Here is a 22,424-nt window from a genome sequence, read left to right on the forward strand (position 1 = left end):
GGTTTCAGGTCACGGTCCCGCGCTGATCCTCGCGCCCCATCGACACCAGATGGGGCCCGGTCTCCTGCCACGTCTGGAAATCCACTTTGTTCGCCATCCCACGCCAATTTGCGGCGATCAGCGATTGCGCCACAGCGCCGCCCAACGTTGTGCCGGGGCCCGCGATGATGAACAGATCAGGTGCGAACTCGCGCCCAGCCACCGCGATGGCCCGTGCGAAATCATAAGGTTCTGTCACCTGATGGCCCAGCGTGTACGCCCGCAACGCGGCAACATCGCAGGCCTCCGGCCACCAGATCGCGCCGCGCCCGTCGATCAACGGTGTGGCATGGGGTTGAAACAGATCTTGGCCAAGTGCCGCGCGCCCGGCAGCTGCTATGGGTTCTTGCAGGTCTGTGTGAAACGCCGCGTGCCCCGGCAGGCGCAAAGGAAAGCGGTCTTGTAAGGTTGGAACCGCACGTTCAAACGCTTCTAGCCCGTCCTTATCCCCCGCCAGTACCAACATCCCGCCAAGGTCGATAGACAGCCGTAGAATGGCACCTTCCTTTGCGTCGATCTCCTGCACCAATTCGAGCAGAGTGGCGCGACGCGCGGGATCAGGCCCCCAGTTGTCGTCCGTGCAGGGATAGATCAACTGCCCGCCGATCATCGCATCGTGCATCAGTCGGCCCATCGTGCCCGCTACGCGCAGGCCATTCTCAAGGCTGAGCGCGCCACCAGCCGCCAGCGCGGTGTACCAGCCCATCGAGTTTCCGGTGATCGCGACGACCTCGATATCATCTGCCAGAGCCCGCGCATCCAGCGCGGAACACGCATAAATCAAGGGCGCCGCAATGTCGCCGCGCAGGTGTTTTTTCGGCTCGAACCGATCGGCACTGTCGAGCGCCGTCAGGGTTTCCTGTCCCTCGGCCTTGCGCCTCGCATCAAGCGTTGCCAGCGCATCGGCACGCGCGCCGTGGTGGCGCGCCAGATAGCCTAACTCTGCCTTGTTATAGGTGCCCCTGCCGGGGCAGATCAGGACCGCGCGGCGCGTCATTCCCATGTCTCCAGCAATGCTTTGGCCGCGTTCACGATTCCGTCTGCAGAGGGCATCGTTGCGGCATAGGCGGGGCCAGTGGCGATAAAGCTGTCCTCGGCGGTCAGTCGTGCAACGGGCTGTACCGTTTTTTCGGTAAAGAGCGCCATCAGACCTTCGGCCTGCCCGCCCGTGCGACGGCATTCATCGACGATCAGCACGGCGTCGCAATCTTTGGTTGCCTCCAGCAGAGCGGCCTCGGGTACAGGGGCGATCCAGCGCATGTCGATCACCCGCGCGTTTATGCCGTCCGCAGCCAGCCGTGCCTGCGCTTGCCGTGACAGGTAATGCCCGTTGCCATAACTGACGATAGCCAGATTGGTGCCATCGCCATGGGTGCCAACCGTATCCAGCGTGATCACGCGGTCCGGCGCGGGGTAGGTATCCATCCATGCGCCGTCACCGGACTCATGCAGGTCGCGCATCGGATAGAGGGCGATGGGTTCGACGAACACCACCACCCGTTGTTCCTCGCGCGCCAGCCGCACGCATTCGCGCAGCATACAGGCCGCATCCGCGCCCGAGGACGGGCAAGCGATGATCAGGCCGGGAATATCGCGCAGAACTGCCAGTGAGTTGTCATTGTGGAAATGCCCGCCAAAGCCCTTTTGATAGCCCAGTCCGGCAATCCGCAGCACCATTGGATTGGTGAACTGGCCCTGACTGAAGAAGGGCAAGGTCGCGGCCTCGCCGCGCAGCTGGTCCTCGGCATTGTGCAGATACGCGAGGAACTGGATTTCGGGCATGGGAATGAACCCGTTATGAGCGAGGCCAATGGCGAGGCCCAGAATGCTTTGTTCATCCAGCAGCGTATCGATCACACGGTCGGTGCCGAATCTTTGATGCAACGCCCGCGTGACCCCATAGACGCCACCCTTGCGCCCCACGTCCTCTCCCATCACGACGATTTCGGAATGTTCCAGCATCAGGTCGGTGAGCGCCCAGTTTATCAGGCGGCTCATGGGCTGGGGTTGATCCATTTGTTTCAGGTCGCTGCCAAAGGCGGCGGCGCGGGCCTCGTCAGACGGCCCGTTGGTCAGAGCGCAGGACCGTTTGGGCGGGATGATGCTGGCCATGACATCGGATGCAGTTTGTAGTCGGGGCCGTTGCACGGCCTCGTCCGCGACCCGCGTGACTCGCGCCAGCGTTTCCTCGTAGATCGCCAGTGCATCCCTGCGGCTTAACGCACCGGCACTGTCCAGCAGGCGCACCGAATGCAGCAGTGGATCGTTGGCCTCTTCGGCCTCGACCAAGGATTTCGGCAGATATGTGGTAGGCAGGTCGGCGCCTGCGTGACCGTACAGGCGCACCATTGTCAGATGCAGAAACGCGGGTTTCCGATGGCGGCGAACATAGGCAGCAGCCTCGGCCGCGGCGCGTGCCGTATCGTAGAGATCCAGACCATCGGCATGGAAGTAGCGAATGCCGGGGCGGTGGCCCATGGTTGCGGCAATCCAGCCCTTTGGTGTCTGGGTCGAAATGCCGATGCCGTTATCCTCGCATACCAGCAACAGCGGCAAGGGCACTGACTGGATGCTCGCCCAGCCTGCCGCGTTGATCGCACCCTGCGCGGTCGAATGGTTGGCGGAGGCGTCGCCAAAACTGGCCATCGCGATGCCATCACGCGGCAGTTGCCGATGTTCAGGCGGATGCCGACGCGCCAGCCCAATGCCGTAGGCTGCCCCCATCGCCTTGGGCAGGTGGCTGGCGATGGTCGAGGTTTGTGGCGGGATCATCAGCGCCTTGGACCCCAGCACCTTGTGGCGTCCGCCGGAAATTGGATCTTCGGAGGAGCAGGCAAAGCTTAGCAGCATGTCCCAGGTGATGGCCTGTCCGGGTACCTGCCCGGCGCGCGCGATCTGAAACGCGGCGTCACGGTAATGCAGAAACGCGATATCATCCGGACGCAGGGCGTGGGCGACAGCCGCCATGCCCTCGTGGCCTGATGATCCGATGGTGTAGAACCCTTGCCCGGCCTTTTGCATTGCTCGACTGGTCCGGTCGAGTGCGCGGCTGAGGCATTGCGCGCGAAAGAGCGTGATTGCCTCCTGCTTGGTGAGAGCTTCTGTGGGCGGCGCGCCTATCGGCAAATCCCCCTGTTGGCAGAGCCTCAGGAAATTTTCGTGTACGATTTCGGCGCGATCCATTGGGGGCCTCATGCTGTCATGCGGCCTTGGGGCGCGCGTAATCCTGCGTACATTAGGCGATTGGGATGTGACCGCAAGCCTGTCCACGCCCCTTGTCTCGCCCAACTGCCCGGGTGTAAGAAGCCGCGTCCCGCAACACCAGACCGCGAGAGGAGCGCCGCCTGATGACCCCGCCTCTTCTGGAGATGCTGGATGTAGATTTGGCCGTCGATGGTCGGCGATTGCTGGATGGGATCAATCTGACAGCCCACGAACGGCGGATTGGTATCGTCGGGCGCAACGGGTCGGGCAAGACGACGTTATCGCGGGTCATGGCGGGGCTAGTGAAACCTGACAGTGGTCGCGTGCGCGTCGGTGGTGTGAACGTCGGCGATGATCGTAAGGCGGCGATCCGGCAGGTCGGTATCCTCTTTCAGAACCCTGATCACCAGATCATCTTTCCAACCGTCGAAGAAGAGATTGCCTTTGGCCTCGGCCAGTTGGGTCACGACAAGCAGGCCGTCGCCGAAGGGACCAGCGCCATGCTGGCCCGATTTGATAAATCGCACTGGGCCAAGGCTGCGGTGCACACGCTGTCACAGGGTCAAAAGCAGCTGGTCTGCCTGATGGCGGTGTTGGCGATGGCCCCAAGGGTGATCATTCTGGACGAACCTCTGTCGGGGCTCGATATTCCGACGCGGATGCAGCTGACAAGGTATCTGGACGGGATCGAGGCCACCTTGGTGCATGTCAGCCACGACCCGGCGGCATTAGCGGGTTTTGAGCGGGTGATCTGGTTGTCCGACGGACGCATTGCACAGGATGGGCCTGCGGACGACGTGCTGCCCGCTTTTACCACCAAAATGACCGAGCTGGGAGGAGCTGATGATATCTCTGACATCGCCGGTTGAGACCCGTGCGCATGGTTGGCCCGCCGGTGCAAAGCTGGCTGCCCTTTGTGCCGCGACAATGGTGTTGTTTGCCGCCGATGGATTGGTGTTCCACATCGCAGCTTGTGCCACGGTGCTGGCACTCTATGCAGCGCCGGGCGCGGTGTTCCTGCGCGCGGGTCTGCGCCGGTTGCGCGTCCTCTGGCCCTTTTTGGTGATCATCGCCTTGTGGCATCTGATCACGCAGTCGCCGGTTCAGGGTGCGGTGATCGCGCTGCGCCTGCTGACGGCGGTGGGGTTGGCCAATCTGGTGACCATGACCACGCGGTTGAGCGATATGATTGCTGTTGTCCGCTGGTTGGCGACACCGTTGCGGCGTCTTGGTCTGAATACCGCTGCGCTGGAGATAAGCATCGCGCTGGTGATCCGCTTTACCCCCGCGCTGGCGGCGAAGGGCGCGCAACTGGCGCAATCGTGGCGTGCGCGATCACAGCGGCGGCTGGGATGGCGGATAATCCTGCCCTTTGCCTTATTGGCTATTGACGACGCCGATCATGTGGCCGAAGCCCTAAGGGCGCGCGGTGGAGTCTGACCGCACATCACAACAAAGGACATGCCATGGAACGCAACATTGCCCTTATCGCCCTTTTCGCGGCTCTCATTGCAGCACTTGGGCTGATCCCAAAGGTCACGTTGGGGTTCGGCGTGCCAATCACGGCGCAGAGTCTGGGTGTGATGTTGTGTGGCACAGTATTGGGCGCACGCAGGGGCGCACTGGCGGTGCTGCTTTTCTTGCTGCTGGTGGCGATGGGTCTGCCGCTTCTGGCGGGCGGGCGCGGTGGATTGGGTGTCTTTGCCTCGCCGACGATGGGTTTTCTCGTGGGCTTTCCGATTGCAGCGTTCGTGACTGGTTTGATTACAGAGCGCTGGCGCAATGCACCTCTGACTCTGGTGGCCGGGATCGCATCCGCATTGGGTGGGATCGTGGTACTTTATGCGTTCGGGACGGCGGGTCTGGCGCTGATGCTGGAAAAATCTCTGCCCGAGGCAGCGATGCTGGTCGCGGCGTTCATTCCGGGTGATATCCTGAAAGCGGCGATCGCGGGTATGCTAACATCTGCGCTGGCGCGCGCGCGGCCTGCTGCGGTGTTGTCGCGCAGCTAGCCCCCCAAAACCAGAGCCGTGCCGAGGCCACCGGCCGCTGCGATTGCGGCCAGCCCGGAGCCGCCTGATCGTTGCAGCTCGTGAAACAGGCGCACGGCGTTGATCGCGCCGGACGCGCCGATGGGGTGCCCGCGCGACAAGGCCCCGCCGCCAAGGTTAGTGCGCGCGGAGTTTAGCCCCACCTCCTCGATGCAGGCCATTGCCTGCACCGCGTAGGCCTCCATCATCTCGATCACCTTCAGATCGCCCGGTTTGATGCCGGCGGTGGTCAGGCTGGCACGAATTGCGGCGATCGGGGCGATGCCCGGCTGTGCCGGATCCGCACCCAGTGTGGCACCAGCGGAAATCCGTGCCTTTGGCCCGGTGAACCGTGCCGCGAACTTGTCCGAGACAACAACGCAGATCGCGGCAGCATCGGCGGCCACGGCGGCATTCGCAGCGGTGATACTGCCGGCGATCGGCGTCGCGCGGGCACAAGTCTTCTGGCTCAGTCGGCGCGTGAATGGGTCCGTCACAATACCTGCAATCGGAGTGATTTCACCGACCATCCGCGACTGTGCTGTGAGCGCGCTGGCATGGCTCTGGATGGCAAAGGCATCCTGTGCCTCGCGGCTGATGCTGCGGCTCCGGGCCAGCGCATTTGCGGCCTCTGCCATATTGGGATCTTGCGCCGGTGTCGGGGCGAAAGGCGGCTGATCATACGGTTCGGGTGTGCGATTGTCGGCAAAGGTGCGCAGCCGCAAGGGACGTCGCGAATAACTCTCGACCCCGCCTGCAAGTATGACGTCGGCATGCCCGGCGCGGATGAGCGTGTCGGCCAGCAAGATCGCATCAAGACCACCTACGCATTGCCTGTCGATCGTCAGGCCCGCAACATGCTGTGGCAGATTGGCGGCCAGCGCGATCAAACGCGCCGGATTACCACCGGCGCCGAGCGCGTTGGCAAGGACCAGTTCGTCGACTTGTACGGGGTCGAGACAGGCATCGGCCAGTGCGCCATGGATCACGGGGACCGCGAGATCGTGCAGGTCCAGCGCCGCAAAGGCACCACCCCGCGGGATCACGGCACTGCGTCGCGCGGCAATGATCCAAGTGTGCGTCATGCAAGCGAGTCCAGCCATGCGGCGAGGCGGGCGAGATCGGGTTTACCCGCTGCGCGCAAGGGAAGTTCTGGCAGGAAATGGAACGCACGCGGCGCGATTAGGGGGCCAAATGCAATACGACAGTCACGGTCCAACCTGTCGGCCAGTGTGGGGTTCGGCGCGCTGGCGATCACCGCCTCCAGAACCTGCCCGCGCGCGGCGTCGTCACGCGGCAGCACACAGGCCATTGCCACATCTGGATCGGTTAACAGCCGCGCTTCAACAGTCTCGGGATGAACGCTTTGTTCAGCGATGCGAACCATGCGATCGCGGCGGCCTGTCAGGAACAGATAGCCATCCTTGTCCAGCCATCCCATCTCGCCCACCGTCAGAAACGCGCCGTCACGCCGGGTCTCGACGCTGTGACCGCTGGCATAGTGGCTGAAGAGATAGGGGCTGGATACCCAGACCTCTCCGCCATTGCGAATCTCGATCCGGGCGGTCCCATAGGCGCGCCCGACAGAACCGGGTGGGGTGTGCGCGTCAGAGAGGCTCACGAAACTGGTCTCGGAAGCGCCGTAAAATACCGTGATTTCTGCGCTCGGGCAGAGGATATGAACCTTGTTGCGCGCTTCCGCTCCTAACTGGCCCCCGCCGCAAAGGACATGCCGCACTGCGGGCAGCGTCGCCTGCACCGTGGTCAAAAGTGATAGTTGCGTCGGCGTCGCGTACAACACGGAGACGTTATGCCGGGACAGTTCGGCGATTTGCGCGCGTGGCCGCAGCCCCACCAGCATATGGATATCCGCCCCCATGTGCGCGGCCTCGATTGCGGCATAAAGAGCGAGCGAATGGCCCAGACCACCAAAGCACCCGACGGCTGTGCCGGGTCCGATACCAAAGTGATGTGCGTTTTGAATGAAGCTGCTGATCCACGAACTATGGTTGCGTTCGATCAGTTTTGGTGTCCCGGTGGTGCCGCCGGTCTGGCATTGAAGGATACCGGGGGGCAGCATCGGGCCAAGCCCTTCTTGTGCGACCGCAAAACCCTTGCCGCTCTGCATGGCGATGCGCAACTGGCCCAATGCACTATCAGATGATGCCAATTCCCCGCGTTCATACCCCCGCGTGGCCGGATGCCAGAGAAACTGGGTCGGTGCGATTGCAGGGGCCGGAATTTCGGTGGGGGCCAAGGCCACGGGTGTCTCCTGCGCTGCATTGTCTGGTCTGGCAGATTACTGCTCAATGTGCTGAGAATAAAGCCAACAGTTACGCAGGTCGGGGGACATTCCATCGGATATCGGAAATACCCGCCAGCCGTGCAAAGCGGATCAGCTCGGCGTCGAGCCGATCCAGTCGGCTGAGGGGCCATTTGATGCGGTTCTCGGACCAGAACCCGGTGACGTGCATCCAGTCTGCTGCGCGATCGGCCTTTAGTTCGATCCGACCGACAAAACGATCCCCTTCGAGCAGCGGGTAGACGTAGTACCCCCAACGCCGTTTGGCCTGCGGTACAAACATCTCGTTAACGTATTCAAAACCGAACAGCCGGTTCAGCCTGACCCGGTCGCGGATGGCGGGATCGAACGGGTTGAGGATACGTAATCGCGCCGTAGGACTGGGCAGTGCCTCCAGTCGTGCCTCAATGTCAGGCGGGGCGTAGCAGGTTGTCCATTTGCGGTCCGCACCTTCCACCTCGATGGGCACCAGATCACGACGGGTCATCCAACCGCGCGCCTCGCTCGCGTCCATCGCGCCCCAGAATCGCTGTACCTCGCCACAACTGGCGATGCTGAGACGATCAAGCGCGCCATCACACAGTGCGTCGATCTGGTCGCGGTCGGATGGACCTTCGCGCAGATGCGCGGGGAACACCCGTTCGCCCAGATTATAAAATTTTACAAAATTCTTGCGGTAGCAGGTCGCCAGCTCACCTGCGTACCACATTTGATCAAGCGCCTTTTTATGTGGCGGGCGCGCCCACATCTCGCGGTTGGCAGCGCGTGTGTCGAACGCGTGTGTTGATAAGGCGCCCTCGGCCTCGATCCGGGCGCGGATCTGGGCGATCTGATCGCGCGCGAGGCCGGATTGATACCAGTCATGCGCTGCCACCTTTGCACCCAGACGCCGGAACTGGCGCTGCCAGATTGGCAACGTCTCCATCGGGATAAGTGACGCGTCATGGGTGAAGTGTTCGAACAGCAATCGGTCACGACCCAGCAGCGGCCATAGCATACGCTCGCGATAATTCTGGTTGCGGGTCCACAGGATGTGATGATGGGCGCGGGTTACGTTACGGATGGTGTCAATCTGCACGAACCCGAGATGCCGGATCATACCCATGACATCCACTTTTCCCGTCGGTGTCCCGGATAGCCCGTTGGTCCAGAGCCAGAGGTGACGTGCCTGCCGGTTTGGTATTCTGAGGGCGGTCATGGGTTATCCTGTGCCGAAGAAGCAGACTGTTTGCGACAAACGGCCAGTGGATGCAACGGGGCAGACAAACTCAGGGCATGCTGAGCAGGACGAGCGCGTCATGCTGATCACGACCTTTCATGTTCATCACCGTGTCGATGAACAGACGCCCGGCTGTACAGGCGCTGCGGTTATCCGCTTGGTCGAGCCGGGCAAAGGTTCGGATCATGCTGGTCTCGTTCTTGGCCCCGGCCAGCCGCGCAAGTAGCGCGTCAAAAATCTTGGCTTCGATCTGTTCCATGCGGGCGGCCGGCATCGTCACCGGCGGACGCGTCGCGCCAAACCGGGCTGCGTCCAGTTGAATGCGGTAGTACTGTTTCAGCGCAGGAGTGTTGAGGCGGGCCGCCGCCCGTGCGGTCGCGTCAGACAGCCGTGCAGGCGACAGACGTTCCTTGACTGCCAAACCACAATCGCGGGTTGGCATGGCGTTCAGCACGGTCTGTTCTACCAAATAGTAGTAGCGCAAATCGCGCATGGGCAGATGTCCCACGCCGCGGTCGATTACCCCCCAGAGCGAGCCTTGTGCCCCCGCCTGACCGGGCAGCGTGCCGTCTGCACTGAAGGCCAGAACCTGATCTGCAATGTAGCCAGCCACATCAGGGTCTGTCATGATCCGCCGCATCTGGGTGGTCGCCAATGCCAGATTAGGCCCTTTGAAGCCTAACCGAACCAGATCGTCCTGCACGGTTTCTTCAGTGAAAATACGCCCAAGAAGACGCACGATGTCAGCCTTGCTGACCTGCGCACGCGGCGGGTCCTCTGCTGACACTGGTTGCGTCAGCAACAGGCAGATCGTCAGCAGACAGCCAAGAAAACGCATGTCGGTAGTTTCCTGCAATGGGCGAATGGATGGATACATCAGACCTGCTTTGCCGGGTAAAGACAAGGCACCGGCAGGCGGGCAGCGTGAACATGCCGGGGTTGTGATTAGACACGATAGAACGCTCCAAACGAACTCAGGTGTGGAAATTCCCGGCATTTCTTGCTACGCAACGCCGCAACGCAGCGAAACCGGAGCAAGCTGATGAGCGCCACCGCCCGCAAGACCGCCCCCATGCCGACCGATATCCTCGCGGCCAAAGGCGGCACGCCTCTGGTCAGCCTGACGGCCTACACAACGCCCATGGCGCGAATGATGGACGACCATTGTGATTTCGTGCTGGTCGGTGACAGCGTGGGGATGGTGCTGCATGGCCTTCCTTCGACCCTTGGTGTGACGATGGAGATGATGATTCTGCACGCCAAGGCTGTTGCGCGCGGATTGCAAAAGGCAATGATGGTCGTCGACATGCCGTTTGGCAGCTATGAGGAAAACCCGGCACAGGCGTTTCGCAATGCCGCCCGTCTGATGGCCGAAACAGGTGCCGCGGCTGTTAAGCTGGAGGGGGGCGTGCATATGGCTGACACGATCGCCTTTTTGGTGGCGCGTGGCGTGCCGGTCATGGCGCATATCGGCCTGACCCCGCAATCCATCAACACGTTGGGTGGGTACAAAGTGCAGGGCCGTGCAGATCAAGCCGCGGCTTTGCTGTCGGATGCGCGGGCCGTGGCGGATGCCGGGGCATTCTCGGTCGTGCTGGAGAAGGTGCCCGCCAGCCTTGCTGATCGAATTACGGCTGAGGTCGCGATACCAACCATCGGCATCGGTGCATCGGCGGGGTGTGATGGCCAGATTCTGGTGGTGGATGACATGCTGGGCCTCTTTACCGCGTTCAAGCCCAAATTTGTCAAACGCTATGCGACACTGGGCGAGCAAGGCGAGGCAGCCATCGCCGCCTATGCCGATGAAGTGCGCAAGCGTAGCTTCCCAAGTGAAGAGCATGTATTTGCCGATACGGTGCCCTCCAAGAGGTCCAAGACGTGACCGCGCCAATCGTGCGCAGCCTGTCAGAGCTGCGCGGGATGACCCAGCAATGGATCCGCGCAGGCGAGCGGATCGGCGTCGTACCCACGATGGGGGCGCTGCATGACGGGCATCTGTCGCTGGTGGCAGCGGCGGAAAAGGTCTGCGCCCGTGTCATCGTGACGATTTTCGTCAATCCAAAGCAGTTCAATAATCCGGAAGATCTGGCCAACTACCCGCGTACTGAGAACGAGGATGCACGCAAGCTGGCGCGTTTTGCCGTCGATGCGATCTATGTACCGGACGGGGATCAGATGTATCCCGATGGCTTTGCCACCACGGTGTCTGTCTCTGGCCTGACGGACGTGATGGACGGGGTACATCGCCCCGGTCATTTTGAGGGCGTCGCGACCGTGGTTGCCAAACTGTTTGCCCAGAGCTCTGCCAGCGATGCGTTTTTTGGCGAGAAGGATTTCCAGCAGCTTCAGGTGGTGCGGCGGATGGCGCGCGATCTGGATATTCCGATTACGGTGCATGGCTGTCCGACGATCCGCGAAATTGACGGTCTGGCCATGTCGTCGCGCAATCTGCTTTTGTCGGACCGGGCGCGGGTGAGAGCGCCGATCCTGTTTGAAGAGATGGAAAAGATTGCAGAAGGGGTGGCCGCTGGTGGCGACTTTTCCACACTCTATGCGGATGCGGTGAAACGACTGGAGGCCGCGGATTTCACCAAGGTGGATTACCTCGAAATGCGTGCTGCGGATGATTTGGCGTTGCTGGACGCGCCGATGCGCCCGGCGCGCCTGTTTGCGGCGGCGTGGCTGGCCGGAGTGCGATTGATCGACAACATCGCCATAGGGGAATGACAGGGATTTTGTTTTTGTATTAATACTTCCCCCGCTGGCGGCCTGAGCCAAGGGCGGACGCCTTCGGCGAGCGTATTGGTCCAACGTTGAAGGTCAGGGTTCCGCGCGCAACAACAGTTCTGCCAGGCTCAATGCCATGACTTGTGCGCTTTGCATCATATCGTCGATCCCTACGTATTCATCCGGTTTATGCGCAAGGTCGAGAATACCCGGCCCGTAAGCGATACAGTTTTTCAACCGCCCGATGCGGTCGATATGTTTCTGGTCATAGGTGCCGGGACTGACCACGTAATCGGGCGCATGGCCGAGTGTTGCCTCAATCGCGCGGGCCACGGTGGTGACGATGGGGGCATCGCGCTCGGTCATGCTGGGCAGGACGCGGTGCAGTTCGCGCAGGTCGTAGTCGAAATTCTCGCGCGCATCACCGACGCGTTTCAGGACGGCGCGAAATTCTGCCTCGACGTCGTCTATGTCCTCTTCGATCAGAAAACGCCGATCAATCACCATGCGGCAGCGGTCAGGAACGCATGGGCTTGGCAAACCGGTATAGGCTGCGTCCTGTTCCGGCTCGCCGCCATGGATCGAATTTATGTTGAGCGTGGATTGACGTGCGCCATCGGGGACGACGGGCATATCGGTGCGCCGCGCGGCCAAGGCCGGGAACAGCCTGTGCTCCATCTCGGCCACCACTGCGCCCATGTGACGTACTGCACAATCGCCGAGAAAGGGCATGGAGCCGTGCGCAATCTCGCCCTTGGTTTCCAGTTCGGCCCACCACACACCGCGATGGCCCAGACATATCCGATCCTTGTTCAGCGGTTCGGGGATGATGACGTGCTGCACGCGGGCTGGGTCGAAATAGCCGCGCTCTGCCAAGTAGGCGACGCCACCAAAGCCCCCCGATTCCTCGTCTGCGGTGCCGCTGATCTCGATCGCGCCGGCATAATCCGGACAAGTTTCGATGAAAGCCTCGGCAGCGATGATAGATGCGGCCAGCCCGCCCTTCATGTCGCAAGCGCCGCGCCCGTAAATCTTGCCATCCTTGACCTCTCCGCCGAAAGGATCGGTGGTCCAGCCGTGGCCAATCTCGACCACGTCGATATGGCTGTTGAAATGCACGCAATCGCCGGGGCGGGTGCCTTCGCGTCGCGCGACGATGTTCCAGCGTGGATATTGGTCGCTGTCGCCGGGTGCGCCTATTGCGCGGATCAGTTCCGTCTCGAATCCCGCATGCAGCAGGCGGCGGTCCAGATATTCGCAAATCTGACGGTAATCCGCGCCCGGCGGATTTAGCGTGGGGATGCGGATCAGGTCCTGCGTCAGCGCGATCAGGTCGTTACGTCGTGCCGAAATGGCTGCTATTAGCTGGTCCTGAGCGATCATTCTGCACCCCTTTGGATCGATTATGGGGTGCGGGGGCAGAGCGGGCAAGGCCGGAAGCCTGCGGTCACACATTGGTGCGACCGCAGGCGTTGATACGTTAACCGACGTTGAACTGTAGCGGTTTGATCTGCTGGAACAGGCCGGTATCACGCAGCTTGGAAGTCAGCTCTTGTGGTACAGGCGCATCGACATAGAGCAACGCAATCGCCTCTCCGCCCGGTTCGGTGCGGCCCAGCGTAAAGTTGGCGATGTTCACGCCGCTGCCTGCCATGGTCTGCCCCAGCGCGCCGATGATGCCGGGCTCGTCGCGGTTGGTGGTATACAGCATATGTTCGCCGATTTCCGCATCGATATTGATGCCCTTGATCTGAATGAAGCGCGGCTTGCCATCCGAGAACACCGTGCCGCCGATGGACCGTTCGCGCTGATCTGTCACCACGGTCAGCTTGACGTAACCCTCGAATACGCCCGATTTATCCTGCTTGGTCGTGCTGATCTGGACGCCGCGTTCCTTGGCGATTACAGGCGCGCTGACAAGATTCACCTCGGGGTTTGCGGATTTCAGGATACCTGCCACGGCGGCGCAGGTCAGCGCGGGCAGATTCATTTCGGACACCACGCCGTCATAGAGGATGTTGATCGCCTTGATCGGCTCATCGGTCATCTGGCCGATGAACGCACCGAGGTGGTCGGCCAGCTTGATCCACGGGCCCATCACCTTGGCCTCTTCGGCGGTCACGGACGGCATGTTGAGCGCGTTGGTCACCGCACCGGTCAGCAGGTAGTCCGACATCTGTTCGGCCACTTGCAATGCGACGTTTTCCTGCGCCTCGGATGTGGCGGCACCTAGATGCGGTGTGCAGACGACGTTCGGAAGACCGAACAACGGGTTGCTGGTCGCGGGCTCCTCGGCAAAGACGTCAAAGGCGGCCCCGGCGACATGGCCCGATTTCAGCAATTCCGCCAATGCGGTCTCGTCCACTAGGCCGCCGCGGGCGCAGTTGATGACTCGCACGCCCTTCTTGGTCTTGGCGAGGTTTTCGGCACTCAGAATATTGCGTGTCTGGTCAGTCAGCGGCACGTGCAGCGTGATGAAATCCGCGCGTGTCAGCAGCGCTTCCAGCTCGACCTTTTCCACGCCCATCTTGTCGGCTTTGGCTTGGCTCAGGAAGGGGTCGTAGGCGACCACTTTCATCTTGAGACCGCGTGCGCGGTCGCAGACGATGCCGCCGATATTGCCCGCTCCGATGACGCCCAGTGTCTTGTTGGTCAGCTCGACGCCCATGAATTTGGACTTTTCCCATTTTCCAGCATGGGTTGATGCGCTGGCCTCGGGGATCTGACGCGCAACGGCGAACATCATGGCGATGGCGTGCTCGGCGGTGGTGATCATGTTGCCAAAGGGCGTATTCATCACGATCACACCCTTTTTCGAGGCGGCGATTTTGTCAATGTTATCAGTGCCGATCCCTGCGCGAGCGATAACTTTGAGGTTGTCTGCAGCAGCGAGGATTTTCTCGGTCACCTTGGTGGCGGACCGGATGGCGAGGCCGTCATACTGGCCGATCACTTCTGCCAGTTTGTCCTTATCCTTGCCTAGGTCGGGCTGGAAATCCACGTCGATGCCGCGGTCGCGGAAAATCTGCACGGCGGTTTCGGAGAGCTTGTCGGAGACGAGTACTTTGGGTGCCATTTTGGGCTCCAATTCTGATGTCGGTATTACGTCGGTATTTGATCGGTATCGCGTCGGTGCGTGGCGTGCCGGGCTGAAGCCCGGGCTACCAGCCGCCCTAGGCCGAGCGTTAGCCCGGCACGTCTGCGATTTCGGATTGGTATGCCCAGTCGATCCACGGCATCAGCGCCGCCAGATCGGAGGTCTCCACCGTGCCGCCACACCAGATGCGCAGGCCCGCAGGGGCATCGCGATAGGCACCGATATCGAGCGCAACACCTTCAGCTTCCAACCGTTTGGCAATCGCCTTGGCGAAGCTGGCGCCATCGGTGATGCGCGGGTTGGTGAACCTGACACAGACAGACGTGTTCGATCGTGTGGCCGGATCATCGGCGAGGTTGCCGATCCAGTCGCGGGCATCACAGAAATCATGGATCACCTGCGCGTTGGCATCGGCGCGGGCGATCAGGCCCGACAGCCCACCGACCGAGCGCGCCCAGTCGAGCGCCAGCAGATAATCCTCGACCGCCAGCATCGACGGGGTGTTGATGGTCGCACCCTCAAAGATTCCCTCGATCAGTTTGCCGCCTTTGGTCAGGCGGAAAATCTTGGGCAGGGGCCATGCGGGTGTGTAGCTCTCCAGCCGTTCAACGGCGCGGGGGCTGAGAACGATCATGCCGTGCGCGGCTTCGCCACCCAGCACCTTTTGCCAGCTGAAGGTGGTTACATCCAGCTTGTCCCACGGCAATTCCTGCGCGAAGGCGGCTGATGTGGCATCGCAGATGGTCAGCCCGTCGCGGTCTGCCTTGATCCAATCGCCATTTGGGACGCGGACGCCCGATGTGGTCCCGTTCCATGTAAAGACGACGTCATTATCCGTATCGACCGTGGTCAGGTCGACAATCTGGCCGTAGTCAGCGGTTTTGATCTCGGCGTCGAGTTTCAGCTGTTTCACGACATCTGTGACCCAGCCCGCGCCAAAGCTCTCCCAAGCCAGCATTTCAACCTTGCGTGCGCCGAGCAGGTTCCACAGCGCCATTTCGACCGCGCCCGTGTCCGAGGCGGGCACGATCCCGATGCGGTAGTCGGCGGGGATGCCCAGCACCTCGCGGGTGCCCTCGATGGCGGCTTTCAGCCGCGCTTTGCCAACTGCGGCGCGGTGGCTGCGGCCCAGCGGGGCATCGGCCAGCTTGGCGACATCGAATGTGGGGGGTTTGGCACAGGGGCCAGAGGAGAAACGCGGGTTCGCCGGAGTGACGACAGGTTTAATGACCGGCCGCGTGCCGGGGTCTTGTATAGCCATTGATGCTATCCTTCCAGATAAGCGCCCTTCGTTGGGGAAGGGTGTCCCACTTGCCGGGATACGGTCTGGTCTGGTCTTTCGCAAGCGCAGAAATGACGCTATAGCGCCGCTTGAGAAGATAAATGCGACCTCAACGACTACGATCGGAAACTCTTGCCATGCTTATCGCCACCCTGATCGCGCCGCCGGGTGCGCTTGACCCGGCTCTGGTTGAAAACCTGCGTAACGCGTGGGGTGGGGGCGACGTGCAATGGCTGAACCCGGATGAAGCGGCAGAGTTTGCGCTGGCAGAGATGCCGGGGAATCGCTGGGATGTCTGGGACGATTTGCAGAAACTGCGCGTCGATCTGGTGGTGCAGCCTGCGCAGGGCCGACGTAAATCCATGCTGCTGGCCGATATGGACAGCACGATGATCGAGCAAGAGTGCATTGACGAGTTGGCCGACGAGGCCGGTGTCGGAGAGCGCGTCAAGGAGATCACCGCGCGGGCGATGAATGGCGAGATTGATTTCGAAGGTGCGTTGATCGAACGTGTCGGCCTGTTGCGCGACCTGCCGGAGCAGATCATCGCAAAGGTTTTGGCGGAGCGGATTACGTTCATGCCGGGGGGCAAAACGCTGGTTGCGACGATGCGGGCGCAGGGTGGTCATGCCGCGCTGGTGTCGGGTGGGTTCACCGCCTTTACCGCGCTTGTCGCGGATGCGCTGGCATTTGATGAGCATCGCGCCAACGGGTTGTTGATCGAAAAAGGGGTTCTGACGGGTGACGTGGCGCGGCCTATTCTGGGGCGACAGGCCAAGATCGAGGCGCTGGAGGAAATCACCGCGCGGCTGGGTCTGACGGCGGCGGATGTGATCGCCGTGGGGGATGGTGCCAATGATCTGGGGATGCTGGGCCGGGCGGGCACGGGTGTCGCGCTGCATGCCAAACCGAGCGTCGCCGCCGAATGTGATGTGCGGATCAATCATGGCGATCTGACTGCATTGCTCTATTTGCAGGGATATGCGCGGACAGAGTTCGCGGCGGGTTAACTATGTGCCGCTGTTGGGCGAGTAGATTAACGCCCGCATCCAGTGGTGGATATGTTAAGTATTGAGCATGGTCGATCTTGCTCAGGTCTATGCTGATTTGTCCGGTGCGACCTGCCCGGTGTGGTCGAGGTCATGGCCCGGCAGGCCGATGGTACGGCCGGAGCGATGTCGGACCGTTCAAGACCCTTCGCAACCCCGAAAAGAAAAGGACCCTGATCATGCCCAATTACCTGTTTATCTATCACGGCGGCGGCAAGCCGGAAACCGAGGAAGAAGGCAATGCCATGATGGCCCAATGGATGGCCTGGTTCGGTGATATGGGGGCGGCTGTGGTTGAAAGTGGTGCGCCTGTGGGCCTGTCCAAGACCGTCAGCGCCAGTGGTGTGGCGGATGATGGCGGTGCCAATCCGACCTCGGGCTATAGCGTGGTCAATGCTGCTGATATCGACGCGGCGTGCGCGATGGCCAAAGGGTGCCCGATGGTCGGCGACGGGTCGGGCAGCGTCGAAGTGGCCGAGATCATAGAAATGTAGCGGTGGCCCCGCGCGGTTGCGGGGCCGACTGCTGTGGTGTGGTTGTGGCTAGGCTGCCAGTGCCGCGCGGGTGTGCCCGATCATCTGTGCGGCGTGGGCGGCCTCTCGTCCTTTTTCCACGAAATGCGCGGCAAAGATGGCGTCGTGATGCGGCCCCTCTTGGTATTGGTGCGGAGTCAGGGATACCGACAGCACCGGAATGCCACTGTCGAGGCCTGCGCGCATCAGGCCATCAACCACGGCCTGCGCGACAAATTCGTGCCGATAGATACCGCCATCGACGACGAACGCGGCGCAGACCACCGCGCCATAGCGGCCCGTCATCGCCAGATCGCGCGCCAGTAGCGGCATCTCGAACGCGCCGGGCACGTCGTAGACGTCGATCTGATCTGGCGGGATAATTTCGGAAAATCCGTCCAGCGCGCGGGTCACGATCTTGGTGTGCCAGTTCGCTTTGACAAAGGCGTATCGGGTGTGTGTCATCTTGGGCTCCTTTCGCATATCGACACGTTCACCGCAGGCGAAGGACGACAGGCGTGGCGGTGCACGCGCACCGCTGGAACCTGACGTTCTCTCTCATCCGGACTATGACCGTCGGCTCTGGAATCACACCAGATCTGCTGACACCTCGGCATAGGCCGAAGCCGCTCGCGGGCTTGAGGCATATCTGGCCCCTTACCGCCGGTGGGGAGTTTCACCCCGCCCTGAGAACAGGCGGAACATTGGCGCGGTTTTTCGTGCGCGGCAAGAGCGAAAATTGCCCTGCGATGGCGGCACCCTGCGCAGTGCTATAAAAACGTCGCCGACGGTCGGATGACGCCAGTCACGGTTCCGCGTGCGTTGGATATCGGCGTGTTCATGTATTTCTGTGCTGTCGGATGATCTGCGTCCAGTACCCCCAAACGTACCAGCAACGCGGCAATCGCGCATTGAGACCCGCGCGTGGTACCGTCCGCAATCTTCAGCGCGATGCCAAGCCCGCGCTGCGGAAGGATCGCGATGTAGAACGCTTCGGCACCGGTTTTTAGGGCGACCGGTTCCTTGCAGGCGCGCATCAGTTCGGTGCAGGCGCGGCCTTCGCCTGCGACCAGTTCGGGGTGGCGCACCATCGCCTGCCACAGTTGAACGGCGGCGGTCTGACGGGCATCCGCGCCGTCACGGGCATTGGCAAAGAACGCCATCGCGCGGGCCATGCCGTGCAAGGTGGTGATGTGGTTGGGGGCAGAACAGCCGTCGATGCCGTAGCCGGGGCTGGTGATACCTGTGACCTCTTCATAGGCGGCGAGGCAGGCGCGCTGCACGGGGTGGTCGATGTCGATGTATTCGGGCCCCGCGCCGAGATGCTTGGTCAATGTCAGAAACCCCGCATGTTTCCCAGAACAGTTGTTGTGCATCTGGCAGGGCGTCGTGCCCGCGCAGAGCATCGCGTCATGGGTTTGCGGATCATAGGGCAGATGCCCGCCGCATCGCAGGTCGTCATCGCCAAGGCCGAGATCCGTTAGCCACCGATTAACGCGGTCGGTATGAATGGCCGCGCCGCTATGCGAGGCACAAGCCAGCGCCAGATGCTCGGCGCCGAGGCGATATGCTGCCGCAGCGCCGCTCTCGATAAGGGGCAATGCTTGCAACATCTTGCACGAACTGCGCGGTAGAACCTGTGCATCGGGATCCCCCCAAGCCTGTACGATCTCACCTCCGGGGCCGCAGATGACCGCCTGCCCGAAGTGGATGCTTTCGGCCAAAGCACCGCGCCAAATTTCTACCATCGGAATCGGTTGCGACATTTTTTCCTTCCCGGCGGGGCGTATGTGCGACTTTCCGCCAATTCATTCTTTCGTTTCTGGTCTGTTTCGCGCTATTGTTGCAATGTCGAGAAGAATAGACCGGTGCCAGTAAAAACCCGTATCAACCGGGACGCAACCGGTCCGAATTGAGGCTTAAGGACAGCTTGGAGGCTGGACATATGGTATCACTTTCTACGCGCGGTGTGCTTGCGTTGGGATTTTCCGTTATTGCGGGTAGCGCCTTGGCGCAGGACGAAAGCAGCAATCAGGTTGCTGCAAACACGGCATGGAGCGTATTTGTCGATGCGGACCCCAAGGAATGCTGGGCCGTTTCCGCACCGACCGAGACGGTCAACACACGCGGCGGACGCGTGGTCGCAGTGCGTCGCGGCGAAATCCTGTTTATGACGTTCTTCCGTCCCGCAGCGGGTGTGGCGGGGCAGGTGGCCTTTACCGGCGGCTATCCGTTTGCGCCGGGATCGACCGTCGACGTCAGCATCAGCGGTGACGAATTCGAGCTCTTTACCGAAGGTGAATGGGCGTGGCCTGCCAGCGCGGAAGACGATGCCAAGATCATCGCGGCGATGAAGCGCGGTGCGGATGCATCCCTGACAGCGCGTTCGTCGCGCGGAACGCAGACCAAAGACACGTTTTCGCTACTGGGCTACACGGCGGCGATGGAAGAGGCGCAAAAACGCTGCAAATAATCCCGGTGACGGATATTTGTACGCTTCAGGCCCGGACAGATGTTCCGGGCCTTTGCATGTTCAGCGGTCGATCTGTGGTGGGATCAGGACAAAATTGCCGAAATGGGTTTTTTGCAGGAATTCTTTTTGTGCAGTTGCGATCTCTGACAGTGGCAGGATTTTCGCAACCAGCGGGCGGATTTCGCCAGCCTCGATGTATGATACCAGATTGGGAAAGACAGCCTCATCCCATGCGGTGCTACCGAATAGCGTGATATCCTTGAGATACATGTCGCGCATATCCAGTTCGACGATGGGTCCGGCAATGGCACCCGACGACGCATAGCGCCCGCCGCGCCGGAGCAGTTTGAGCATTTGCGCAAACCCCGGCCCGGCGACATTGTCGATCACGACGTCGGCAGCATTTTCCCCAAGGGTATGAACGGGGTCATTCCCGCGCTCGATTACAGCGTTCGCACCCAAGGCCCGGACCTGATCCACCTTGGATGCGCCGACGATTGCAGTGACATGTGCACCTCGGCGTTTGGCAAGCTGTAGTGCGGCGGACCCGACGCCGCCCGACGCGCCGGTAATCAGGACGCGGTCATGCGCGGTGACGCCTGTCCGTTCCATCATCGTCTCAGCGGTGCCATAGGCGCAGGGGATCGTGGCCAGTTCTGCGTCGGACCAGTCGCAGTCAACTGCGAACACCTCTTGTGCCGGGACTTTGACATATTGGGCAAACGCCCCGTCAAAATCAGAGGCCATCCAGACGCATTCCATACTGTCGAACCCGTTCGGGCGCATGCAGGCCCGCACGATGACCCGTTGACCGATCAGGCCCGCGTCGGTGTCTGTCCCGACCGCCGCGACCCTGCCGCAGCAATCCGTCCCCTGAATGAGCGGGAAAGGTGTCGCAGCGTTCCAGCCGCCATCGGATTTCTGCTCTGCCTTGGTTTCCTGACTGTCTGCCGTGGTGTCTGTTCCGCCGGTGACGGTGGCAGAGTACCAGCCTAGACGGGTGTTGATCTCGGTGTTGTTCACCCCCGCCGCCAGCACCCGGATCAAGACCTCGCCCGGTTCGGGCGCTGGGATCGGCACTTGTCGTGGTTCCAGTTTGTCGTAACCGCCGTTTCCGGTCGTCACGATGGCGAACATGGTTTGGCTGGGCGGTTGGGTGTCTGGCATAATCGGCGCGTGCCCCTTTGGCTTTGCTCTGCGAATCCTATATGGAGACCATCTGTTGTAAAAGGCCCGACCCGATGACCGACAAAGCCCCGATCACTCAGGATGTTATGACCATCCCCCGCAAGCTGCCTGAAGGTGACAAGATCAACCTTGTCGGCCTGACGCGCGACGCGTTGCGCGAGACGCTGATTGCGCATGGCACGCCCGAGAAGCAGGCCAAGATGCGTGCCGGGCAGATCTGGCAATGGATCTATCAATGGGGTGTGCGTGATTTTGCCGTGATGACCAATCTGGCCAAGGCGTATCGCGCTGAACTGGAAGAGCATTTTGTCGTGGCTGTGCCCGAGGTGGTCAGCAAGCAGGTCAGCGCGGACGGCACGCGCAAATATCTGGTGCGGATCGCGGGCGGGCACGAGGTCGAGGTGGTTTATATCCCCGAGGCGGATCGCGGCACGCTGTGTATTTCTAGCCAAGTGGGTTGCACCCTGACCTGTTCGTTCTGCCATACCGGGACGCAGAAACTGGTGCGCAACCTGACGGCAGGCGAGGTTGTCGGGCAGATCATGGTCGCGCGCGATGATCTGAATGAGTGGCCGGTGCCGGGCGCACCCAAGGATGAAACTCGACTGCTAAGCAACATCGTGCTGATGGGCATGGGTGAGCCGCTGTATAATTTCGAGAACGTGCGTGATGCGATGAAGATCGCGATGGACCCCGAGGGTATCCAGCTAAGCCGCCGCCGGATCACACTCAGCACCTCTGGCGTGGTGCCGGAAATCCATCGCACCGCCGCCGAGATCGGCTGTATGCTGGCGGTCAGCTTTCACGCGACGACGGACGACGTGCGCGATACGTTGGTGCCGATCAACAAGAAATGGAACATCGAGGCATTGCTGGATGCGTTGCGCCAGTACCCCAAAGTCAGCAATTCCGAGCGGATCACATTCGAGTATGTCATGCTGGATGGCGTGAACGACAGCGATGAGGATGCACGCCGTCTGGTTAAGCTGATCGAGGGTATTCCGGCCAAGATCAACCTGATCCCGTTCAACGAATGGCCCGGTGCCCCCTATAAGCGCAGTTCGGGCAACCGCATTCATGCCTTTGCCGACATCATCTATAAGGCCGGATATGCCAGCCCGATCCGCACGCCGCGCGGTGAGGATATCATGGCCGCCTGCGGTCAGCTGAAGTCGGCTACGGAACGCGCGCGTAAATCGCGGCGCGCGATCGAGGCTGACGCCGGCCTGTAGAGGTCGGGCGCTATGCCCCGCCGGACATTGCCAATCTCTTGGGGGCGTAGCCGCGCTGAAATCACCCGAA

General features: G+C 61.4%; 21 protein-coding genes and 1 riboswitch. Of the genes, 9 read left to right on the plus strand and 12 right to left on the minus strand.

The annotated features are described in order from the left end of the window. Positions 1-4 precede the first annotated feature (4 nt). A complete protein-coding gene (locus N7U68_RS13795; RefSeq protein ID WP_263047173.1) occupies positions 5-1,036 on the minus strand; it encodes an ACP S-malonyltransferase in 1,032 nt (343 codons plus the stop codon). Further along, the gene (locus tag N7U68_RS13800; protein WP_263047174.1) at positions 1,033-3,222 is read right to left on the minus strand and encodes a thiamine pyrophosphate-dependent enzyme; all 2,190 of its coding nucleotides are present in this window, start codon (positions 3,220-3,222) and stop codon (positions 1,033-1,035) included. Before N7U68_RS13800 ends, N7U68_RS13795 begins: the two co-directional genes overlap by 4 nt. A gap of 164 nt (positions 3,223-3,386) precedes the next feature. On the opposite strand from N7U68_RS13800, the gene N7U68_RS13805 reads away from it, so the two are divergent. From N7U68_RS13805 to N7U68_RS13815, 3 genes are read left to right on the plus strand one after another with little or no spacing between them, the layout of a single operon-like run. After that, positions 3,387-4,112: an energy-coupling factor ABC transporter ATP-binding protein gene (locus N7U68_RS13805; protein WP_263047175.1), complete on the plus strand. Its 726-nt coding sequence runs from the start codon at positions 3,387-3,389 to the stop codon at positions 4,110-4,112. After that, on the plus strand, positions 4,087-4,683 hold the full coding sequence (locus N7U68_RS13810) for an energy-coupling factor transporter transmembrane component T family protein (RefSeq protein WP_165194619.1): 597 nt from the start codon (positions 4,087-4,089) through the stop codon (positions 4,681-4,683). Before N7U68_RS13805 ends, N7U68_RS13810 begins: the two co-directional genes overlap by 26 nt. 26 nt (positions 4,684-4,709) lie before the next feature. Further along, entirely contained in the window at positions 4,710-5,255 is a 546-nt protein-coding gene (locus N7U68_RS13815; protein WP_263047176.1) for a biotin transporter BioY, read from the plus strand. Here N7U68_RS13815 and N7U68_RS13820 read toward each other — a convergent pair. The 4 genes from N7U68_RS13820 to N7U68_RS13835 all read right to left on the minus strand — a co-directional run bounded on the left by N7U68_RS13820 (position 5,252) and on the right by N7U68_RS13835 (position 9,632). After that, on the minus strand, positions 5,252-6,358 hold the full coding sequence (locus N7U68_RS13820; RefSeq protein ID WP_263047177.1) for a thiolase family protein: 1,107 nt from the start codon (positions 6,356-6,358) through the stop codon (positions 5,252-5,254). The genes N7U68_RS13815 and N7U68_RS13820 overlap by 4 nt on opposite strands. Then, positions 6,355-7,536: an AMP-binding protein gene (locus tag N7U68_RS13825; RefSeq protein ID WP_263047178.1), complete on the minus strand. Its 1,182-nt coding sequence runs from the start codon at positions 7,534-7,536 to the stop codon at positions 6,355-6,357. Before N7U68_RS13825 ends, N7U68_RS13820 begins: the two co-directional genes overlap by 4 nt. 70 nt (positions 7,537-7,606) lie before the next feature. Beyond that, positions 7,607-8,773, minus strand: a complete 1,167-nt coding sequence (locus N7U68_RS13830; RefSeq protein ID WP_263047179.1) for a winged helix-turn-helix domain-containing protein — start codon at positions 8,771-8,773, stop codon at positions 7,607-7,609. Positions 8,774-8,843: 70 nt separating this feature from the next. Continuing rightward, entirely contained in the window at positions 8,844-9,632 is a 789-nt protein-coding gene (locus tag N7U68_RS13835; protein ID WP_263047180.1) for a hypothetical protein, read from the minus strand. A gap of 204 nt (positions 9,633-9,836) precedes the next feature. Between N7U68_RS13835 and panB the strand changes: the two genes are divergently transcribed. Further along, positions 9,837-10,676: a 3-methyl-2-oxobutanoate hydroxymethyltransferase gene (gene panB, locus N7U68_RS13840; RefSeq protein WP_263047181.1), complete on the plus strand. Its 840-nt coding sequence runs from the start codon at positions 9,837-9,839 to the stop codon at positions 10,674-10,676. Continuing rightward, a complete protein-coding gene (panC, locus tag N7U68_RS13845; RefSeq protein ID WP_263047182.1) occupies positions 10,673-11,521 on the plus strand; it encodes a pantoate--beta-alanine ligase in 849 nt (282 codons plus the stop codon). Before panB ends, panC begins: the two co-directional genes overlap by 4 nt. Before the next feature lie 93 nt (positions 11,522-11,614). Here the strand turns inward: panC and N7U68_RS13850 are convergent, their stop codons facing one another. From N7U68_RS13850 to N7U68_RS13860, 3 genes are all read right to left on the minus strand, one after another. Continuing rightward, on the minus strand, positions 11,615-12,904 hold the full coding sequence (locus tag N7U68_RS13850) for an acetylornithine deacetylase/succinyl-diaminopimelate desuccinylase family protein (protein WP_263047183.1): 1,290 nt from the start codon (positions 12,902-12,904) through the stop codon (positions 11,615-11,617). Between the two features lie 97 nt (positions 12,905-13,001). Then, entirely contained in the window at positions 13,002-14,597 is a 1,596-nt protein-coding gene (gene serA, locus N7U68_RS13855) for a phosphoglycerate dehydrogenase (RefSeq protein ID WP_165194603.1), read from the minus strand. 109 nt (positions 14,598-14,706) lie between these two features. Next, on the minus strand, positions 14,707-15,879 hold the full coding sequence (locus tag N7U68_RS13860; RefSeq protein ID WP_263047184.1) for a phosphoserine transaminase: 1,173 nt from the start codon (positions 15,877-15,879) through the stop codon (positions 14,707-14,709). A gap of 158 nt (positions 15,880-16,037) precedes the next feature. Here N7U68_RS13860 and serB point away from each other — a divergent pair, with 158 nt between their 5' ends. Then, positions 16,038-16,910, plus strand: a complete 873-nt coding sequence (gene serB, locus N7U68_RS13865) for a phosphoserine phosphatase SerB (protein WP_263047185.1) — start codon at positions 16,038-16,040, stop codon at positions 16,908-16,910. 218 nt (positions 16,911-17,128) lie between these two features. Then, on the plus strand, positions 17,129-17,443 hold the full coding sequence (locus tag N7U68_RS13870) for a YciI family protein (RefSeq protein ID WP_165194597.1): 315 nt from the start codon (positions 17,129-17,131) through the stop codon (positions 17,441-17,443). A gap of 48 nt (positions 17,444-17,491) precedes the next feature. Here N7U68_RS13870 and N7U68_RS13875 read toward each other — a convergent pair whose 3' ends face one another. Both N7U68_RS13875 and N7U68_RS13880 read right to left on the minus strand, forming a co-directional pair. Further along, the gene (locus N7U68_RS13875) at positions 17,492-17,944 is read right to left on the minus strand and encodes a 6,7-dimethyl-8-ribityllumazine synthase (protein ID WP_263047186.1); all 453 of its coding nucleotides are present in this window, start codon (positions 17,942-17,944) and stop codon (positions 17,492-17,494) included. A gap of 63 nt (positions 17,945-18,007) precedes the next feature. Next, positions 18,008-18,159, minus strand: a riboswitch (FMN riboswitch). A gap of 72 nt (positions 18,160-18,231) precedes the next feature. Beyond that, positions 18,232-19,227, minus strand: coding sequence for an asparaginase (locus tag N7U68_RS13880; protein ID WP_263047187.1), 996 nt, complete (start codon positions 19,225-19,227; stop codon positions 18,232-18,234). A 179-nt stretch (positions 19,228-19,406) separates the two neighbouring features. Here N7U68_RS13880 and N7U68_RS13885 point away from each other — a divergent pair, with 179 nt between their 5' ends. Then, on the plus strand, positions 19,407-19,934 hold the full coding sequence (locus N7U68_RS13885; protein WP_165194591.1) for an invasion associated locus B family protein: 528 nt from the start codon (positions 19,407-19,409) through the stop codon (positions 19,932-19,934). Between the two features lie 60 nt (positions 19,935-19,994). Here N7U68_RS13885 and N7U68_RS13890 read toward each other — a convergent pair whose 3' ends face one another. Next, positions 19,995-21,101, minus strand: a complete 1,107-nt coding sequence (locus N7U68_RS13890) for an alcohol dehydrogenase family protein (protein WP_263047188.1) — start codon at positions 21,099-21,101, stop codon at positions 19,995-19,997. 74 nt (positions 21,102-21,175) lie between these two features. Here N7U68_RS13890 and rlmN point away from each other — a divergent pair, with 74 nt between their 5' ends. After that, positions 21,176-22,354, plus strand: a complete 1,179-nt coding sequence (gene rlmN, locus N7U68_RS13895) for a dual-specificity RNA methyltransferase RlmN (RefSeq protein WP_165194589.1) — start codon at positions 21,176-21,178, stop codon at positions 22,352-22,354. Positions 22,355-22,424 lie beyond the last annotated feature (70 nt).

Origin of the sequence: Roseovarius pelagicus (assembly GCF_025639885.1) — a bacterium.
Lineage (GTDB): Bacteria > Pseudomonadota > Alphaproteobacteria > Rhodobacterales > Rhodobacteraceae > Roseovarius > Roseovarius pelagicus.

Bases quoted from the DNA above. Each gene is read 5' to 3' on its own strand.
- N7U68_RS13795 (WP_263047173.1), bottom strand. From the start codon at position 1,036: ATGACGCGCCGCGCGGTCCTGATCTGCCCCGGCAGGGGCACCTATAAC.
- N7U68_RS13800 (WP_263047174.1), bottom strand. From the start codon at position 3,222: ATGGATCGCGCCGAAATCGTACACGAAAATTTCCTGAGGCTCTGCCAA.
- N7U68_RS13805 (WP_263047175.1), top strand. From the start codon at position 3,387: ATGACCCCGCCTCTTCTGGAGATGCTGGATGTAGATTTGGCCGTCGAT.
- N7U68_RS13810 (WP_165194619.1), top strand. From the start codon at position 4,087: ATGATATCTCTGACATCGCCGGTTGAGACCCGTGCGCATGGTTGGCCC.
- N7U68_RS13815 (WP_263047176.1), top strand. From the start codon at position 4,710: ATGGAACGCAACATTGCCCTTATCGCCCTTTTCGCGGCTCTCATTGCA.
- N7U68_RS13820 (WP_263047177.1), bottom strand. From the start codon at position 6,358: ATGACGCACACTTGGATCATTGCCGCGCGACGCAGTGCCGTGATCCCG.
- N7U68_RS13830 (WP_263047179.1), bottom strand. From the start codon at position 8,773: ATGACCGCCCTCAGAATACCAAACCGGCAGGCACGTCACCTCTGGCTC.
- N7U68_RS13835 (WP_263047180.1), bottom strand. From the start codon at position 9,632: ATGCGTTTTCTTGGCTGTCTGCTGACGATCTGCCTGTTGCTGACGCAA.
- panB (WP_263047181.1), top strand. From the start codon at position 9,837: ATGAGCGCCACCGCCCGCAAGACCGCCCCCATGCCGACCGATATCCTC.
- N7U68_RS13850 (WP_263047183.1), bottom strand. From the start codon at position 12,904: ATGATCGCTCAGGACCAGCTAATAGCAGCCATTTCGGCACGACGTAAC.
- serA (WP_165194603.1), bottom strand. From the start codon at position 14,597: ATGGCACCCAAAGTACTCGTCTCCGACAAGCTCTCCGAAACCGCCGTG.
- N7U68_RS13860 (WP_263047184.1), bottom strand. From the start codon at position 15,879: ATGGCTATACAAGACCCCGGCACGCGGCCGGTCATTAAACCTGTCGTC.
- serB (WP_263047185.1), top strand. From the start codon at position 16,038: ATGCTTATCGCCACCCTGATCGCGCCGCCGGGTGCGCTTGACCCGGCT.
- N7U68_RS13870 (WP_165194597.1), top strand. From the start codon at position 17,129: ATGCCCAATTACCTGTTTATCTATCACGGCGGCGGCAAGCCGGAAACC.
- N7U68_RS13875 (WP_263047186.1), bottom strand. From the start codon at position 17,944: ATGCGAAAGGAGCCCAAGATGACACACACCCGATACGCCTTTGTCAAA.
- N7U68_RS13880 (WP_263047187.1), bottom strand. From the start codon at position 19,227: ATGTCGCAACCGATTCCGATGGTAGAAATTTGGCGCGGTGCTTTGGCC.
- N7U68_RS13885 (WP_165194591.1), top strand. From the start codon at position 19,407: ATGGTATCACTTTCTACGCGCGGTGTGCTTGCGTTGGGATTTTCCGTT.
- N7U68_RS13890 (WP_263047188.1), bottom strand. From the start codon at position 21,101: ATGCCAGACACCCAACCGCCCAGCCAAACCATGTTCGCCATCGTGACG.
- rlmN (WP_165194589.1), top strand. From the start codon at position 21,176: ATGACCGACAAAGCCCCGATCACTCAGGATGTTATGACCATCCCCCGC.